General features: G+C 35.4%; 18 protein-coding genes, 1 pseudogene and 1 riboswitch. Of the genes and pseudogenes, 3 read left to right on the plus strand and 16 right to left on the minus strand.

Translation table 11 applies throughout. The annotated features are described in order from the left end of the window. Positions 1–142 precede the first annotated feature (142 nt). The 9 genes from U860_RS0111175 to U860_RS0111215 all read right to left on the minus strand — a co-directional run bounded on the left by U860_RS0111175 (position 143) and on the right by U860_RS0111215 (position 8,348). Entirely contained in the window at positions 143–1,657 is a 1,515-nt protein-coding gene (locus tag U860_RS0111175; RefSeq protein WP_025148595.1) for an FAD-dependent monooxygenase, read from the minus strand. Between the two features lie 427 nt (positions 1,658–2,084). Beyond that, a complete protein-coding gene (locus tag U860_RS0111180; RefSeq protein ID WP_025148596.1) occupies positions 2,085–3,143 on the minus strand; it encodes an endonuclease/exonuclease/phosphatase family protein in 1,059 nt (352 codons plus the stop codon). 169 nt (positions 3,144–3,312) lie between these two features. Continuing rightward, positions 3,313–3,912 (minus strand): DJ-1/PfpI family protein, encoded by a 600-nt coding sequence (locus U860_RS0111185; protein ID WP_025148597.1) that lies wholly within the window; start codon positions 3,910–3,912, stop codon positions 3,313–3,315. A gap of 107 nt (positions 3,913–4,019) precedes the next feature. Further along, the gene (locus U860_RS0111190; protein WP_025148598.1) at positions 4,020–4,850 is read right to left on the minus strand and encodes a GNAT family N-acetyltransferase; all 831 of its coding nucleotides are present in this window, start codon (positions 4,848–4,850) and stop codon (positions 4,020–4,022) included. Positions 4,851–5,011: 161 nt separating this feature from the next. Continuing rightward, complete coding sequence (gene arsC, locus U860_RS0111195) at positions 5,012–5,416, minus strand: arsenate reductase (thioredoxin) (protein ID WP_025148599.1); 405 nt, start codon at positions 5,414–5,416, stop codon at positions 5,012–5,014. 26 nt (positions 5,417–5,442) lie between these two features. Further along, on the minus strand, positions 5,443–6,483 hold the full coding sequence (gene arsB / locus U860_RS0111200; RefSeq protein WP_025148600.1) for an ACR3 family arsenite efflux transporter: 1,041 nt from the start codon (positions 6,481–6,483) through the stop codon (positions 5,443–5,445). Between the two features lie 18 nt (positions 6,484–6,501). Further along, entirely contained in the window at positions 6,502–6,939 is a 438-nt protein-coding gene (locus U860_RS0111205; protein ID WP_025148601.1) for an ArsI/CadI family heavy metal resistance metalloenzyme, read from the minus strand. Positions 6,940–6,999: 60 nt separating this feature from the next. Continuing rightward, positions 7,000–7,305 (minus strand): arsenical resistance operon transcriptional regulator ArsR, encoded by a 306-nt coding sequence (gene arsR / locus U860_RS0111210; RefSeq protein ID WP_025148602.1) that lies wholly within the window; start codon positions 7,303–7,305, stop codon positions 7,000–7,002. Positions 7,306–7,583: 278 nt separating this feature from the next. Then, positions 7,584–8,348, minus strand: coding sequence for an SDR family oxidoreductase (locus U860_RS0111215; protein WP_025148603.1), 765 nt, complete (start codon positions 8,346–8,348; stop codon positions 7,584–7,586). A 168-nt stretch (positions 8,349–8,516) separates the two neighbouring features. On the opposite strand from U860_RS0111215, the gene U860_RS0111220 reads away from it, so the two are divergent. Further along, the gene (locus U860_RS0111220; protein ID WP_025148604.1) at positions 8,517–8,957 is read left to right on the plus strand and encodes an Lrp/AsnC family transcriptional regulator; all 441 of its coding nucleotides are present in this window, start codon (positions 8,517–8,519) and stop codon (positions 8,955–8,957) included. A 130-nt stretch (positions 8,958–9,087) separates the two neighbouring features. Here the strand turns inward: U860_RS0111220 and U860_RS0111225 are convergent, their stop codons facing one another. Next, on the minus strand, positions 9,088–10,293 hold the full coding sequence (locus U860_RS0111225; protein WP_025148605.1) for a M20 family metallopeptidase: 1,206 nt from the start codon (positions 10,291–10,293) through the stop codon (positions 9,088–9,090). Positions 10,294–10,381: 88 nt separating this feature from the next. Further along, positions 10,382–10,483: riboswitch (SAM riboswitch) on the minus strand. 75 nt (positions 10,484–10,558) lie between these two features. Next, a complete protein-coding gene (locus U860_RS0111230) occupies positions 10,559–12,868 on the minus strand; it encodes an AAA domain-containing protein (protein ID WP_025148606.1) in 2,310 nt (769 codons plus the stop codon). Positions 12,869–12,981: 113 nt separating this feature from the next. Between U860_RS0111230 and U860_RS0111235 the strand changes: the two genes are divergently transcribed. Together U860_RS0111235 and U860_RS0111240 are read left to right on the plus strand one after the other, a co-directional pair. Further along, positions 12,982–13,374 (plus strand): VOC family protein, encoded by a 393-nt coding sequence (locus tag U860_RS0111235; protein WP_025148607.1) that lies wholly within the window; start codon positions 12,982–12,984, stop codon positions 13,372–13,374. A 159-nt stretch (positions 13,375–13,533) separates the two neighbouring features. Continuing rightward, positions 13,534–13,857 carry a hypothetical protein gene (locus U860_RS0111240; protein ID WP_025148608.1) on the plus strand — a complete coding sequence of 108 codons (324 nt, stop codon included), beginning with the start codon at positions 13,534–13,536 and terminating at the stop codon, positions 13,855–13,857. 499 nt (positions 13,858–14,356) lie between these two features. Here the strand turns inward: U860_RS0111240 and U860_RS0111245 are convergent, their stop codons facing one another. The 5 genes and pseudogenes from U860_RS0111245 to U860_RS0111260 all read right to left on the minus strand — a co-directional run bounded on the left by U860_RS0111245 (position 14,357) and on the right by U860_RS0111260 (position 18,157). Then, positions 14,357–14,662, minus strand: a complete 306-nt coding sequence (locus tag U860_RS0111245) for a monooxygenase (RefSeq protein WP_002172610.1) — start codon at positions 14,660–14,662, stop codon at positions 14,357–14,359. Between the two features lie 180 nt (positions 14,663–14,842). Beyond that, positions 14,843–15,193: a DoxX family protein gene (locus tag U860_RS0111250; RefSeq protein ID WP_025148609.1), complete on the minus strand. Its 351-nt coding sequence runs from the start codon at positions 15,191–15,193 to the stop codon at positions 14,843–14,845. A 320-nt stretch (positions 15,194–15,513) separates the two neighbouring features. Beyond that, a complete protein-coding gene (locus U860_RS0111255) occupies positions 15,514–15,933 on the minus strand; it encodes a MarR family winged helix-turn-helix transcriptional regulator (protein ID WP_002172612.1) in 420 nt (139 codons plus the stop codon). A 464-nt stretch (positions 15,934–16,397) separates the two neighbouring features. Further along, positions 16,398–16,567 (minus strand): annotated as a pseudogene (locus U860_RS35035) (YdhR family protein); the annotation flags it as partial. A 111-nt stretch (positions 16,568–16,678) separates the two neighbouring features. Next, complete coding sequence (locus U860_RS0111260; RefSeq protein ID WP_025148610.1) at positions 16,679–18,157, minus strand: DHA2 family efflux MFS transporter permease subunit; 1,479 nt, start codon at positions 18,155–18,157, stop codon at positions 16,679–16,681. Positions 18,158–18,301 lie beyond the last annotated feature (144 nt).

Genomic DNA, 18,301 nt, shown 5'->3' on the forward strand with positions numbered 1-18,301 from the left:
GATGGATGTGGGGTAGCACCATCAAAACGCAGATTTCATACGCTAAGCAAAATTTTATAATGGCTTGTTAAACTAAAATAATGATAACTAGTTTCTTTTAACTAAACGGCAATACATTTTCGTATTACCTTGAAATATTATATTAAAATTTTAATTTATTTTTTCTAAGGTACTCTTCCATACTACTTATATTTTGAGTTTCATCTGCCAATGCGATATAACCATCAGGTCTAATCAGAAAAGCAGAACCAAATTTAATACCTGCTTTCTGTACTCCTTGACTATACGGGAATGTATGCAAAAGAAGATTATTTTCTTTTGCAAAGTTACTTAAATCAGGAGTTACATCTCCATATACATGTAACTGCCAATCAAAAGATTCAAGTGGTGCAAAATTATCTGTATCATCAAAAGGGATCCATGGTAAACGATCGCCTCCATGAATTTTACCTACATTCCCTTTAGCGAGCTTACTGTTTCGATAGTTAATCCGTATTTGCGAAACAACTTTAAACATCGTTTTCCTAACTATTGAAAACTTAGTCATCTTAGGGATAATAACTGGAATTAAGTATTGGCGATTGAACTTTTTACATACGCCGTTACCAACAATAGAAGTAAATACTCTATCTGTCGTTGCGACTAAAGTTTTGGCAAATTGTATTCTTTCTTGTTCATAAGAATCTAGAATAGATTCATCAGCTTTTCCTTGAATCACAGCCCCAAGTTTCCATGATAAATTTACTGCATCACCAATACCCGTATTCATTCCTTGTCCCCCTGCTGGACTATGTATATGTCCAGCGTCTCCTGCAATAAAAACACGTCCTTTTCTAAAATGTTCACTTACCCTATGGTGTACTTTGTATGTTGAATACCAATTCAATTTCGTAATCTTTAACTCCGTGTTTTTCTTTATATATGGTTCAATTAAAGAAAAACCGGATTCTTTGTTTTCTTCTTTCATTAAATCCTCAGGTATTATTCCAATTAAACGTAAAGATCCAGAAGTACGAATCGGCATAACAATCATCAATCCGTCTTCAAAAAGCCTCATTTGAAAACCAATATTTTCTCTGTTTTCAGTTTGTACATCTGCTACATAAAAGGTTTGTTTGTATGTGCCACCAGGAAAAGTCAAGTCTAATCCCTTTCTTACTGAACTATGTGCACCATCACATCCACACAAATAACTATAAACATTTTTTTCTTCAACACCATTCTGTATTGTAACGACGTTCACATGGTCATCTTTCTGATTAAATGATACAAGCTCAGTATCCCATTCTACATGGACCCCTTTAGCTTCTAACTGTTCAATTAAAAACTTTTCATGTTCATCTTGTGGGAAGCTTAGCATAAAGGGATAACGACTTTGGCCTTTCCCCATATTCTCAAAGTTGAATTTAGCCTTCAATGTTGTATTCCTATAAAATTGCATATTAACAAATTTAATTCCTTTTTGTACGACCTGATCTGCAAACCCAAACTGACGATAGAACTCTAATGTTCTTGCTTGCACACCCATAGCTCTTGAAGTTTCTCCCGGGCCTTTATTTTTATCGATAATTCTAAAAGGGATTCCTTGTTTTGTAAGTCCAATAGCTAAAACTAATCCAGTTGGTCCAGCTCCAACAATTAACAATTGATTCTTCATAAACTTCCCTCCCCATTTCTAAGCGAAATAACGAACAACGTGTTGTTTTATTTTATTTCAAATTATAATCTTGAATAAAACTCCTAACAATAATCAAAAATGATGGATGTGTCGTATATCCGACATATACTCTTAATGTGTTGAAAAAATTCAGATGGAATATTGCTTGCGTAATATATATAGCGATTTACGAGTCGTTCGTACAAAAGAAGCCATCCGAGATGCCTTTGTGGAATTGATGGAAGAAAAAGCAACTATACCGTGAAGGGTCACCCTATCATTTCAGGAAACTGTGACGCAAATTAACCGGTACCTTATACGTCAAGAACCGGTTAATGAAATGAATGAGCCAAGAATATTTATATTGTATAAACTTCAGAAAACATATGGTTACACTCTTCTTACACATAACCCGTTTCTTCCCTTGCTAATTTAACTTCAACACTGCACTAACCGGATTATGATCACTGTTTTCAAACTTCAAATCATGCCCTTGTACGCTTACAATCTCCACATTTGGAGAGACTAAAAAACCATCAATAATCGTAACAAAGTTCTCACCTTCAACATAGCTCTTCACATTGTCACGAACTGTCCAAACAGTATCATCAACAGCCCACTGGAACCCACCATCAGTGAAATCTTCTGGTAACTGTACTAACCACTCTGGCCAGTCTTCTTTAAACCTCGAATCCTTTAACTGCACATCAGATAATAGTTGATTCCAGTCTCCACCAAGCACAATATAATCGCCATTTATGTAATGTTTATTCATATACTCTTTCAAAAACTCAACTTGTTGCTTTCGAATGTTTCCACCCTTATCATATGCAGATAAATGAACGTTCACCATTCGTAAATATTTTCCGTTATCAACTGGAACCTTATGCTCAACAATCGCTCGATCTACGTCGAATAATTGACGAAGCCACATTTCTCTTCCAGGAAGCTGATATCTCGTCACTTCTTCTACTTTATATTTTGAAAACGAACCAAGTCCACTGTTCGTATATCCGTGTGGCTTCTTAATTGGTACCGGCACCCACTGCACATTAAAGTTATCACCAAACGTAGACGCATGATCTTTCAGTCCATCTTGAAACGCCTTATACTGATTCACATCAAATGAACGAAGTGACTTCTCATCCATCTCTTGCGTTAATATAAAATCAGAATCTTCCTTTTGTAAGAAAGACAGCATATTGCTGATATTCTTTTCTGTTTGCTCTTTACTACTAGAGCGCGAACCCTTTCCTCCGTCTAAGAAGAAATCTTGATCTTTATCTAAACCGCCGAAGCCAATATTAAACGTTGTCACCTTAAACTCTTTCCCGACTTTAAGAACGCGCTCATTATTATTGGTCACCATCAATTTCTCAACATCCTTATGCTTCACATTCTTAATCGCCACATAAGTAATAAATGCTGTGAAAGCACCAAATACCGAGCCTGTCCCCCATAATAAACCTTTCATTGTCTTCTTCAATCTCATGACTCCTTTATTCTCTTTTTATAGTTTGTATATGTGATATTTTAATTTGTTTCTATGTTTAAAATATATAACGTAACTCTAAAGGCTTCAAGTACGATAAAAGGGATTGAAGCGATTGACTGAAGATGCATATTATACGTTCAGGTCTAAAAAAGAATTCAAATTAACCCCAAACAACACCTCGCCTCTCGTATTCCATTCTATATTCAACGGCAGCCGCAATTTTGGAGCTTGCGAACCTTTCCGTGATCCAAAGTCCCAAATCAAGTCCTGAAGTGACTCCTCTTGCGGTGATAATATTCCCTTGATCCACAATTCTGTAACGAAGAAGCTCTGCCCCGTATTCACTTATTTCATTCTGCGCCAAATGGTGCATCGTCGCCTTTCGACCATTCAATATACCGGAAGCAGCTAGTAGCATACCTCCTGTACAAACGCCAGCAACGATCGTTCCTTCGTCGTGCATCTCTCTAATCATTTCAGTCAAGATTCCAAGCTCTGCTTGCTTTCGTGCCCCATGTTCAGCTTTATGATTCCAGCCACCACCAGGTACAATTAACAAATCTGGACGATTATCCATTCGTAAAAAATCATTTAGTTTGACCGTAACTCCAAACGAAGTAGTAATTTCTTGTTTTGGTTCACTTGATATTAGTTCAACCGTAAATGGAGCCCCTTCTTCTATCGCTCTTTTAAGTACCTCAAAAGGTGCGAAAGAGACAAGCTCTCCGAAGCCGTCAAACAATACAATTTGTATTTTCATTTTTAGAACACCTCATATGCTTTCTTTTGTGAATCGTAGACATATATAACGATTCAGCGATTTATTGTACTCCTAAATCAAAGTGAAACTTGTAAGGTACGCCTAAATTATTCTAATAAAAAATAATATCCTACATAATTAAACACATTTGTAAACCCTATATTTTCCACCACGGCAACAGAAGGCCTATTCGATTCCATACAGTCCCAATATGGAATGATATCATTCTCCAAACACTCTTTTACAAAACTATGAGCTATTTTTTGAGCTAATTTTCTCCCCTGATGACCTTCTATCGTTTCAATATCTATACAGTGTATATTTTCAAAGATAAATCCTGAAAAACAAATACTTACAATCATATTGTCATAAACAATACAATAGCCAATTCCCTCATTGAAAAAGCGTTCCGGTGAAGACCAAAACTCTAAAATTTTTGATTGTAAAAATTCAATGTTCTTAAATGAATTTTCATTATTTTCATAGAGAGTTTTACTCACTTTCAATACTGTATACCCTTGTTCAGTTTTAGGTTCATAATTATCTTTATAATCCTCTTTTTTTAGCGTATACACTCTTTGATCCCAACTTTTTAATTGACGATGCTGAAATATTCTTTCAATTGTTTTATTCCACTCTGAATGATTACCGATTCCTTCAAAGCAATTTAGTCCAACCTTTCTCGCTTCAGGTACTATTACATTATCAATAAAACTATTAATTTCTTTATTAAACTCTTCATTTTCTGCATTTCCAATAAAAAAGAAGCTATCATTATTTCCTAACCAAATAAGTCCTGAATTAGGAGACGAAATGTTATCTACAAATATACGACCAGGATTAATCCCTGCAATTACAGCTTTTACTTCTAATTGCCCTTGTTCATTTACTAAACCGCTACATTTACAAAAAATATTTTTGCTCAATTCAGAAATCATAAGTTAAACCGCCTTTCTGAAATCTTTCTATTCTAACTTTATCATCCCAACAGAATATTCTCTATTTTTTTCGATAGTTTGTGTAAACCAATGCAGTAGTGACTATGTATAGTAAAAAGAGCCAATCTCCTATACAATAGAAGATTGGCTCTTTACTTTATTTATTCACCGGTTTCAGAAAATCGTTTAATCCGTTCACCGATTTCATTACGAACACGTTGAAACTCAGACCACTCTTTTCCTGCCGGATCATCAAATCCCCAATGAACACGATTCACATGCGGAGGTGTAGAAGGACACACAGAATCAGCATGACTACAAAGAGTAACAACTAAATCAGCATTATTTAAAATGTTTGAATCAATCATATCTGATGTTTGATTTGTTATGTCGATATTTACTTCATTCATCGCTTTAATAGCATTTGGATTTACTCCATGCGCTTCAATCCCAGCAGAGTATACATTCCACTTATCTCCTAAGTATTGTTTGCCCCAAGCTTCTGCCATTTGGCTTCGGCATGAATTTCCTGTGCATAAAAAGTAGATCGTCTTTTTGTTTTCCATGTTGTTTTCCACCTTTGTTTTTAATTTCATACTGGTTGATCATTAAAATATTTACGCTTAAACCAAAAAGCGACATTTACAAGTGCAATCATTACAGGTACTTCAACTAACGGTCCGATGACGGCTGCAAATGCCGCACCTGAATGAATACCAAACACACCAACTGCTACAGCAATCGCTAATTCAAAGTTATTACTACCTGCTGTAAATGCTAACGTTGTTGTTACCGGATAATTTGCACCAATTTTTCTTCCCATAAAGAAAGAAACGAAAAACATCACGATAAAATAAATGAATAACGGAATTGCTATTCTTACTACATCTAGTGGTACGCTAACAATCATTTCTCCTTTTAAAGAGAACATAACGATGATCGTAAATAGCAATGCAATTAATGTAATTGGACTAATCTTAGGTATAAACACCTTTTCATACCACTGTCTTCCTTTTAGCTTCACTAGTACAAAGCGTGTCAACATACCTGCAATAAAAGGAATTCCCAAATAGATAAATACTGATTTCGCAACTTCTACCATTGTAATACTAACAATAGCCCCTTCAATTCCTAACCATTCTGGGATTACTGTTACAAATACGTATGCATAAATCGAGAAAAATAACATTTGAAATACCGAATTAAAAGCAACTAAACCTGCTGCATATTCTTTATCACCATCAGCAAGATCGTTCCAAACAATTACCATTGCAATACAACGTGCTAAACCAATCATAATGAGCCCGACCATGTATTCTGGTTTATCAGGAAGAAAAATAATTGCTAAAACAAACATAAGTACAGGCCCAATAATCCAGTTTTGTACTAATGATAGAACTAACACTTTTACATCTTTAAATACCCGGCCCATTTCTTCATAACGAACCTTCGCCAATGGTGGATACATCATTAAAATTAAACCAACAGCAAGCGGAATAGACGTCGTTCCAACTTGTAATGTATTCAGTCCGTCTACTACACTAGGAAACATAAATCCTATACCAATTCCAACAGCCATAGCTAGAAAGATCCATAGTGTTAAATATCGATCTAGAAAAGATAAACGTTTCATTTTATCCCCCTTCTCTCATTAACAACACGAATTTTTATCTACTACGTTAGAAGTCGTACAACACGATGAATCTTCTATTTTATGAGCATCACTATCTGCTTTTGTATAAAAGAACTCCCACTCATTACCATCAGGATCCGTTACCCAAAACTTATCTTGTACCGCATAGCAACAAGTAGTATCCATTTCATCACGTGCAAAGAAACCTTCTTTCTCTAATCTTTTTTTATGAAATGTAATTTCTTCAGCTGTATCCACTTGGAAACCAAAATGATTTACCTGATTTCCATTCACTTCATCTCGTACATTCAGCGTGAAATTAAGTCCTGGCGTCTCTAATAAAAATTTTGCATAATCTGTTTTCACTTTAACTGGTGATACACCAAATACCTTTTCGTAAAATTCAACAGACTTCTCTAGATTAGTAATATTTATACCAACATGAACATATCTCATAGCTTATTCCTCCCCTTAAAATGCTATTAATCAATTTTTTTTGTTTAATAGCGCAAAATTTTAACAACAGCTACCTTTGCCTGTTTTTCTAAAGATACAGCACAATTCTTCTGATAATAAATTATTTACTGCCGCATCATTTAAATCATAATAACTCCACGTACCTTTTGTTTCTTTTACAATTAAACCTGCATCTAATAAAATTTTCAAATGATATGACAACTTAGATTGCGTCATTTCAAAAACCTCTGTTAAATCACATACACACGTCTGTCCTCGCTGACAAAGTTCATACATAATCTCTAAACGCTTCTGATCAGCCAACGCTTTAAACTTTTTCTCATATAGCTGAAAATCTTGTACCAACACAATTCACTTCCCTTCATCAATTTTTTTTGATGTTTATAGTATATACGCTGGTGAGTTCTTTATGCAACTGATTAATCAATTTTTTTTGTTTAATATACAAACCTTTTCTCCTATCATAAATTTTCTGCAAATAAAAAGAACCGTAGCCTTCCCGAAATGGAAAAATTATGGTTCATATCGTAATTTGATCTATTTCCAAACGGTAGTGCTCCATAACTATCAAACTAATAAAATGCGAAATCTAAAGCTGATGGTTATGAAGCGCACCCCCTTTTCTATAGACAAAACCCTCCAGAAACATCTAAAATCTGTCCCGTTACCCAACGACTATCAGAAGAAGCAAGGAATGCTACTGCATCTGCAATATCTTCAACTTGCCCTATTCGTCCAAAAACAGATGAATTCGTAGCAAAACTTCGTATTTCTGGATTATCTAGCAATTTCGCATTAATATCTGTCTTCGTATATCCGGGCATAATTGTATTAACAGTTATACCTCTTTCTCCAAGATGTTTAGCTAGAGGAAGTGTCATCGTATTTAGTGCACCTTTACTTAAACCGTATGCAATTGATCCTGTAAAACCAAGTCGTACTTCGGCTGATGAAATGTTAATAATGCGCCCTTCTGCTCGTAGTAATGGTAATGTTTGCTGAATTAAGAAGAACGGTGCCTTCATATTTACGGCCATAATTTCATCAAAAACTTCTTCTGTCGTATCTTCAATTGTCCCTTGCGTACCTATACCTGCATTGTTAACTAAAATATCAATCTCTGATATACCAACTCTTGTTTGTAATTCATTCTTTAATTGTTCTACTAGCCTTTTGACACCATCAATTGAATTAAGTTCAGCTTCAATTAAGAAAGCTTTTCCTCCATTAGATTCAATCTCTCTAATCGTTTCGTCTGCAGCTGTTTTATTTCGTCCATAGTGAATCGCAACTAATGCACCGTCTTTCGCCAATCTCATTGCAATGGCACGGCCAATGCCGCGACTCGCCCCTGTTACTAACGCTACTTTCCCATCAAGGTTCTTCATTTTTTCCATCCTTCCCAAACTTTCGATTGATAAAATTCTATACTTATATTTTCATTTAAATTCCAATAATTTTAAATGTATTTTTATAGGTAATTCAGTTAGTTAACTTATGATATTATAGTTATAAGTTGTAATTTACTTTAGAAAACAAAACGAGGAGGCTACACAATGCAAAACGCAGTAAAATTGGATGAAATCGATCATAAAATTATGAACTTATTGTATGAAAATGCGAGAATTTCCGTTTCAGAAATAGGACGGATTATATCCATGACGCAGCCTGCTGTAAAAGAACGAATTAACAAACTTGAAGATCAAGGAGTTATAGCGGCTTACCGAACAAAATTTGAGCCTTCCAAAATTAATAAAAACATTCAAGCTTTCATTATGTTTAAAACGAGTCAATGCTCTGATTTTATCCGATTTTGTAATGCCGCTTCTGAAGTAACAGATTTGTATCGAATTAGCGGGGAATTCAATTATATGATGAAGGTCATGAGCGATTCGATGGATTCCCTCGCTGCATTTTTAGACTCTTTAATGCAATTTGGATTATCGTCTCCTTTAATTGTTTTAAAGAGTGAGTTTGAGGAGAAATTGTCGTTCTAATAAGATGGTACTAAGGTAGAAATATCAAATGTATGTGGAAAAATTCTTTTATAATATAATAAAACCAGCCATAGGCTGGTTCTTTTTTCATTCAATTCCCTACTAAAAAATCCCGGCTACTCCTTCTCACCTACCCCTGATTCCTCTGCGCCTCTCTAAACTCCTCTTTCACCTTCTCTAACAACCCTTCTTCCGTAATTAATCGATACGCTGTATTTGCTAGTGCTTTTGCGGATGTAATTAACGCTTTATCGCCTAGTTCTGAACGGGCTGCTTCTCTAAATTCATTCGTATGCGCAATTAAATCGTCTGGACCAATTTTAATGTATGGATGAATTGTCGGTACGACTTGGCTTACGTTTCCTGCGTCGGTTGAGCCGATGCCTACTCTTTCTTTACGGTTCACATCTTCACCTAGTAATTCTAGTTCTTCGGCTACGACGTCATTAAATGTTTTTGTTACGAGTAGTTCATCGATTTCATTTTGGAATTGATGAATTTTCACTTTCGTACCTGTTGCTAATGCTGCTCCTTGCGCGATGTTTCTTACTTTCTCCGTTACTTCCGCACATCTTTTTCGCGTTGCTGCACGGATGAAGAACCTTGCTGATGCGTAGTCCGGAATAATATTAGGTGCTTTTCCGCCTTCTGTAATGACACCATGGATCTTCACATCTGACGGAAGTTGTTGGCGAAGTGCATTAATACTGTTATACAGCTGGATAATCGCATCTAATGCGTTAATCCCTTCTTCAGGTGACGCAGCTGCATGAGCTGTTTTCCCGTAAAAATGAAAATCAAGTGGATCAACTGCTAGTGATGGACTCGTTGAAGCTGTTTTTCCGCTTGGGTGAATCATAAGCGCCGCATCAATGTTTTTAAATAAACCTGCCTTTACATAACTTGCTTTCGCACTGCCATTTGGTCCCCCTTCTTCAGCTGGTGTTCCGAACACTACAACTTCTCCGCCGATTTCTTCAAGTGTTTCCGATAATGCGATTGCTGCCGCAACGCTAATTGTTCCGATTAAATTGTGACCACACGCATGACCTAGTCCTGGTAAAGCATCATATTCGGCTAAAAAGGCGATTACTGGTCCTTGTTTCCCTGAACTTTTTCGCGCAATAAAACCTGTTTCATGCCCAGCTATATTATGCTGTAATTGAAATCCTGCGCTTCCTAACAACAAACTTAACGTTCTTGATGCATAAAACTCTTGGTTACCGATTTCAGGATTCGCATGAATCTTATGACTTGTTTCTATGTACTTTTCCTTATTTCTTTCTATACTCTCTTCAATTGTTTTTCTTTGTGACGTTATTCCTGTCGCTCCCATTTTTCTTCCTCCTTTTATTTTCACGTAAAAAAACCTCTTTCTAAAAGATAGAAAGAGGCTTTGGCATATACAGTCAAAATGAGCTTCTTTCTTATCTTTCAAGTTACCTTGCTGGAATTGGCACAGTATTCATAAAGAATCCGCTGCCGAGGTGTCATAGGGCCAGTCCCTCAACCTCTCGTGATAAGAATTTTCATAAAATTGTATTAAATTATTTTCATTCTAAGTTTATTCCGATTAAAAGTCAAGGAATTCCTATCCGAATTTACCGAATATCTAAAAATCCTTTTAATACACCAATTGTTTCAGGTGCTTGTAGTCTTGCACATATGTACGGAAATTCCGTACTACCTTCAAACATCATTTGAGATGTTAACGGTGCTCCCGCCCAAAAGATTTCATCATCGATTAATATAAACGGAAACGCTTTGTTTTGCCTTTGTAACTTTACATTTTTTAACGGAACTGGTCCATCACTGTAAACTGTTATTTGTGCATTCGTACGCATTAACGCTTGCCATACTCGTTTATCAACTTGCCTTGTGCTTGGAAGTGAAATGATAATTTTACGTTTCGCCGCTAAAATATCTTTTAAGAGCCCTTTCGGTTCCTCAAGATTCATTTCCATAAACCAGCGTAAACGTTTCGAAATTTTCCGCTCCCACACTTGTCTCGATGTCGTACGATCATACACATCACCGTGCCGTTCTATATGGGCTGTTAATTGTGATAACGCTTGTTTTCTCGAAAGATTTTTACGCATGTAGTGACAATCTGATAATTGAATGAACTTCCCTCTCGCCCTCGTTACTGCTACATTGACGAGACGATGGTTTTTATGATCAAAGAATAACACGCCAGGGCGTTCTTGCGGATAACTATCCACCGTATCAAATATCATCATATCTCTTTCGGAACCTTGAAACTTATGAACTGTTGCGGCTAAAACTGGTACATGTTGATATTTCGTTCTCTGCAACAGTTCTCTAATACACGTTGATAAAAAGCGGGACTGTGCTCGGTACGGCGTAACAACACCGATAGATTGAACACCGTCTAACAGTCCAATTAAAATCATTTGCATCGCTACTAAGCCAGACATAATATTAAAACGAGAACCAGAAGCAGCGTCTTTTAAAGAAAAGGCTCCCATTAAGCTCGTATCAAATAAAACACTGGCTTCATTTGCGAACGGTTGTAGTTTCGCGAGTTCCTTGCGCTCTGAAACAGATGGATGGTCGTACACTCTATTTTTATAAATAAATGAGTTTGTAAACTTAGATATATCCGCATGCATACGTCTTTGTTCCTGCAACATAAAAAGGTTGGGATGTGCTTCTGATTTATTTACAGACTCAACAATCCCAGCGTGATAAAACATATCTTCACCGAGCCATTTTCGAACGAGTTCATGGTTTGCCATCGCAATAGGAGGCAATTGTAAAAAGTCGCCACAAACGACAATACGTTTTCCAAGAGAAGCAGCTAATGCGATTTGCGGAACATATGCCATACTCACTTCATCTACGACAACTAAATCAAATGTGCGCTCATAAATAAGCGCATCAATTGCACATTTCGATAAAGTCGCACCGATTACTTTCGCATTTTCAATATATTCTTTTTCTACTTCTTTAATTTTCGCTTTTTGTTTTCGAAGTTCACTTTCTATTTCTTGCATACGCTTTTTATCAGAAGACGTCGCCTTATACGATAGAATTTTTTCACGAAGATCTTGGCGTGTTTCTTCTAAATAAAGCCTTTCCTCTCCCCATGATCCATTCGTCGTTTCTACTAGCCTCGATGCAAGTAACGTTTCATGATTTCGTATATGTTCATGTTGGCTAAAGCCGTAACGAACGATTTCTCCAGGTGTCCATTTCTTTTTCTTCTCAATTTGCTTCGTTACTTCACTCATTAATACGTCTACTGCCGCATTACTATGAGCTAACACAAGTACCGATTTTCCTTTTTGATAATGAGCCGAAATAATACGTGATAAATTGTAAGACTTCCCTGTTCCGGGCGGTCCCCAAACGTACGTTGTCGGATTGTAAAATGAGCGATACGCCAATTCATTTTTCGTATTTTTCATCTTCTCGATATGCTTCGGACTGCTCGTTCCATCTACAAGACGCTTTATACGATTTCGTTTCAGCTTATCTTTACGCGCTTCTTTCAATCTCTCTTGCAGTTGTTCTAACAATTGCCACGGTTCACTGTATAAAACAGCTTCTCTTATTTCACCTTGTATATAATCATTTAATTTCAGTTCTATTTCTAATCCATGTACAGATAATACTTCCCCCGTTGCTTCCTCACCATCGAACTCAATTCGAATTGGTGACCCTTCAGGTAAGCTTACTTCCGAAATAAGCTGAAATACGTATACTGTACTTTCATAATCTGTATATAAGAAACGACCGTTAATGATAGAGATTTTACTACCACCTATCGTTTTCCAATGTTTAATTTCATATGCTAATGCATAATGCCACTCTTTCATCGTTTCCGTTAATGAAGGAGTTTGAGTAGTTGTATTCATAAAATAATCTCCTTCCTTCTCCCCAAACATACTTTCTCACTATACCATATAACGCTCTAAAATTTGTAACAATTATACCTTGCTTATTTTCTTAATTTTCAATATTATGTAATGTATATAATTTTCAGAAAGAAGGAATCTACATGCCAGTCAGAAGAATTGAACACGTCGGACTTATGGTTACAAACTTAGAAACATCCATCTCATTTTATGAAGAAGTAGTCGGCTTACAGCTCATTAAACGTATGGGGCACCCAAATCCAGACTTAAAACTCGCTTTTTTAGGCGTAGAAGAATCAAAAGAAACGATACTCGAACTAATTGAGGGTTACAACTCTTCTCTTCCGGCAGAAGGAAAAGTACATCACATTTGCTTTAAAGTGGATTCATTAGAAGATGAAATCGAAAGACTAAAGAAACACAAAGTAACCTTTTTACTAGGAGAAGAAATTGAAACATTACCCGATGGAACACGTTACATATTCTTCGCTGGTCCTGATGGAGAGTGGATTGAGTTTTTTGAGACGGAGAGATAAAGTAAGACTTTAATTAGAAGGCTTTTGCGGGATAGAAAAAGAGCCGGAATTCCGGCTCTTTTTTTGCAAGTACGCAATCAGTAGCAATAAAACATACCTTCAACCCGAAAACTCACCTATATTAAAAACAATCATTTTGTTAGGAGTAGAGAGTAGAGAATGGTAAATACAATCTATATTATTATTTTTTGGATACTTATACTCTTTCCAATCCTTTATATAATCAAGATAAAACATTGGAATTTAAAAATAGTTGCCGTATTTGTTGGAAGAATCCTATTAAGTGTTATCTTTTTCATAAATGGAATGGTGTTAGGACTGCAACGAAATTGGGTAGAGCCTCCCTATGAAACAGAATGGGATTTTTTTATAAAGTCTTTGCAACATGGGAAAACTGATGCGCTTATACACTTATTACTTCTAATTATTATCATTACTTTAGATTTAGCAATTACATTTTATTATATTAATAAAAAGAAATAAGGTAGTTCTCCTGTTTTTTTCTTTCACCTTGGCCCAAATTGATGAGAAAAACGGACCTGTTATCAGGGATTTTCTTGCATTTTCTCTGTTATACTCATTTAAAAATAGCTTAAATCATACAATCTTCACTACTCCTAGTTACAAAATTATAGTTTTGTTCATAATTTTGTAACATGTACAGATGGGTATATGCGTTATAATCAACTTAGCAAATTACAAATAAATTTGCATTTCCTGTGCCCCTTACCTCCCAGTAAGGGGCGTACCCTTTTACAAATAACTATTTTAATACAACTTTTTTCACAGTACTTTCACGTCAATTTCACAAATGTAAGAACTCTCATATGTTAGACTTAGTACAACCTTTTCCAAGGAACTATATGCCAATACACGAATCCCTATCTATATAGGGATTTTTTTATTAAGCATAATAAGACATAAAGGAAGAATTCAAAAAAGAAGGGATTATCCCCTTCTTTTTTGAATTCCATGTCCCTTATTATTTACTATAACCATGATTCAGTTTAGTTAACTTTTCATTGATGTGAAAAATTCTTACTCTAATATCTTTAACACCAGATGCTTGAAGTCTGTTTTTGTGCATTTCTCCATATTTTTCAGCATCTTGTTTTTCTTCAAATACATAGATGCCTCCAGCTTCTTTTGTTTCTTGATTTTCCGTCCATATTTTCCAATGAAATCCTTCTTCTTCATTAATACTTTTTGCTAAATCCCAAAATGCTTTTTCCATTTCTTCACCAAAAGGACCTTCAAACGGAAAATCAATTTGTAATAAATATGCCATTTTCACTCACTCCTATTTTCAATATTTTTCAATTCGAATGCAGGTAATACCTTAAATGAATGCTGCTATTATTCCTGCACTCATTTGAAATTTCACCCGCATTTTCACAAACCCTTTTATAAAATAATTACAAAATGATAGCAACTTGAACGCATATAGTTTAACGGCTTTAGGCTGTGTTTAAAAAATATGATACAAACTTATCCCTAAACTAAGGACAAATAAAACAAGCGCAGGTATCGCTTTCTTAAAGGGATCTCTCGCTAATACAATAAGAGTTAAGGCAGCTGCAAGCATCGTACCGCCTAACAAAAACCCTGCCAATAAAGCTGCTATTGGGAACCAAATTCCTATCAACATTCCAATTGCTCCTACAATCTCAAAAGCCCCAGTTAAGAAATTAAAAAACGAAGGTAAACCAAATCGTTTGAACTCATCTGCCATTTTCCCAGATATAATTTTCGTACCTGTCATTAAAAAGAACAGAAACAACACAACTTTTACAATATTAATTAATATTAAAATAGTAATCACATCTTTCTTATTTATTTGATAAAAACTCAGTATTGTTCAGATAGAAGCCACTGCCTTTACCCTATTTCCTGAGATTAACCTTATTGAGGTTGATTCAATTTAAATTCCCCTTTCCAATATTAAAGGGATAAAAATTATATGCTATAGCATATATAATATAGAAATTCGACTAGTACTAGACAAAAAATTGATCTTAAATCACATATCATACAAAATAAAGCTATCTACCCATTCCTTCAAACAAAATTATATGCTATAGCATATATAAAACGGAGTTTGTTCCTTATAAATAACATAGCATCAATAAGGAACAAGTATTAATAGCGTGTATCATACAATTTGTTTAATAATGATTGTAATAATTTGATCTCTTCTTCACTCAAATTACTCGTAACCAAATGGTGAGCGTCTTTCACTACAGGCAAGATTGTTTTCTTTAACTCGTCACCTTTTTCAGTTAAAAAAAGGTTGTGTGAACGTCTATCTTGGTCATTCAAAGCCTTCTTTACAATCCCTTTTCTCTCCATTGACTGTATCATTCTTACGACAGTAGTTTGATCTTTATCAATAGCTTCTGCTAACTCTTTTTGAGTAGTCCCCCTTTGGCTACAAAGTACACTAATAATCCCCCACTGCTCTGGTGTAACTCCATAAGGCTTTAATCTCTTGGTAAAATAATTGGACATTTTCACATCAGTACGATGAACAAGATAGCCTATTAAATCATGTAAATTCATATATCACCTCGATAAATTAAGATATAAAAGGGTATAACATATCAATTATTCACAGTGAATTTGCTTGTTTTACTAATTATATGCTATGGCATATATATTAAAGTAGGTCATTTTAATTGTCAAATGAATTACCTATTATTTTTCTACGGCAAAATTCATTCCATACATTATAGAAGAAATATCTAATTTGATAAATTCCTCCAGTGATATTTCTTCATTTATTGTAGCGTTCTTGTTCTGTATGGCGTGCTACTCTAAGTACGACGTTAACTAAATTCAAATTCTTTTAATTATCGGCTTAGCTAGATTGCCTTAAAATTAGATTCCATTTAAAGCTAATTCAATATGTGCTATTGCTATTACTATTGCTCCTAATAGCTTTATTAGTTACACCAAATTAGAATTTTAAAAAAGAGGGCAATAATCCCCCTCTTTTTATGACTGCCCGGATTGCGTATCCCTTATTATGTAACATAGCCACGATTCAATTGAGTTAGCTTTTCATTGGTATTAAAAATTCTTTAACACCAGATGCTTGAAGTCTGTTCTTGTGCATTTCCGCTTATTTTTCTTCAAATACATAGATGCCTCCAGCTTCTTTTGTTTCTTGATTCTCTGTCCATATTTTCCAATGTGAATTTCACTGGAAGTTTCTTTGATTTGATAACGCCCAGATAAAAGCTTCCTTATCTAACTAATCAGCAAAAAAACTTGTAGGCATCATTATCTAAAGTTTTATTTTGCTCTACCGATTTAACCTCTCGACAGCTTCCGCGCTTGTATCTACACGTTTAACGAAAAAAACTAATAGTAGTGCAACAACATTCATGCCAAGCGCTACATAGAATGAATATTGAATTCCGGATAATAAAGCCTTCTGAGTTAATATTGCCTTCGTAGTTTCAGTGAAGGTTGTTGGATCTACATTAGCTATTAGACTTTCAGCTTTTGTTTTTGTTACAGAATTCATAATCGTAACAAGAATAGCAGTACCAATTGAACCGGACACTTGTTGAGCTGTATTATTAACAGCTGTACCGTGCGGATTTAAGCGAGTTGGTAATTGATTAAGACCATTTGTCATAAGTGGCATCATCACCATCGCCATCCCAAACATCCGCAGTGTGTAAATAAGAATAATATGTATGTGACTAGAGTCGATTTGCAGGTTTGCCAGCATATAAGTTGAAACAGCTGTAATGGAAAGTCCTACTATACCAAGAATCCGAGGGCCATATTTATCAAATAGTTTACCTGTAATTGGTGACATAACCCCCATTATTACCGCACCTGGAAGCATCATCAGCCCAGAGCTCAGCGGCGAAATGCCGCGGACGTTTTGTACATAAGCTGGTGTTAAAATCATACCCGAAAACATGGCCACTGCGTTGACAATTGCAATTACAGACGCAAGTGCAAACATTGGGTACTTGTAAACACGTAAATCCAATAACGGTTCATTCATTTTTAATTGACGGATAATGAAAGTAATTAGGGCAATAGCGCCTATGATTAAGGTTGTTAAGACAACTTTATTCGTCCAACCATCGGAGCTTGCAGAACTGAATCCATATAACAAACCGCCAAAACCGACAGAAGATAATAGTAATGAGAGATAATCAAGTTTTGCATTTTTGTTTTGTTTCATGACATTCTCCGATTTCCAAATCCCTAACAGTAAGCTAATGATTGCTAACGGTAAAATCATTTCAAAAAGCAAACGCCAGTCATAATACTCTACAATATAACCCGATAGTGTCGGTCCAATTGCTGGAGCTGTAATCATAACTAATCCAAAAATCCCCATTGCTGTTCCCCTTTTTTCTCTTGGAAAGCTTACTAGCATAATATTCATTAACAAAGGCCCCATGACTGAAGAACCTGCTGCTTGGACCATCCGGCCAGTAAGTAATAAACCAAAGTTCGGTGCTAAAGCCGCTAAGGCCGTACCAAGAATAAAAATCACCATAGATGTAATAAATAAGCTCCTATTGGAGAAGCGGGTTATTAAAAATGCTGATGCCGGAATTAATATACCACTTACAAGCATATACCCTGTAGAAAGCCACTGGATCGTTGAATAATCTTTAATGTCTAAATCCTTCATTATTGATGGCAAGGCTACATTTAAAAGCGAGTTATTTAGAAATGAAACAAATGCCCCAATAAAAAGGATTACAAGCATTAAATATGGTGGTTTTCTTTTATGTAATGTTTCACTCATATATTCATTTGCCCCTTCATTATAAATTCCATTGATTAGTTTAAATCGTTTGCATATCTGCACAAGAATACATTGTCCTTGCAGTATTTTGCCAAACTCTTCGAATGGATATTCTCTTTCTAGCAATTCTACTTGCTCAACATA

The organism is Bacillus sp. H1a (assembly GCF_000633475.1).
Lineage (GTDB): Bacteria > Bacillota > Bacilli > Bacillales > Bacillaceae_G > Bacillus_A > Bacillus_A paramycoides.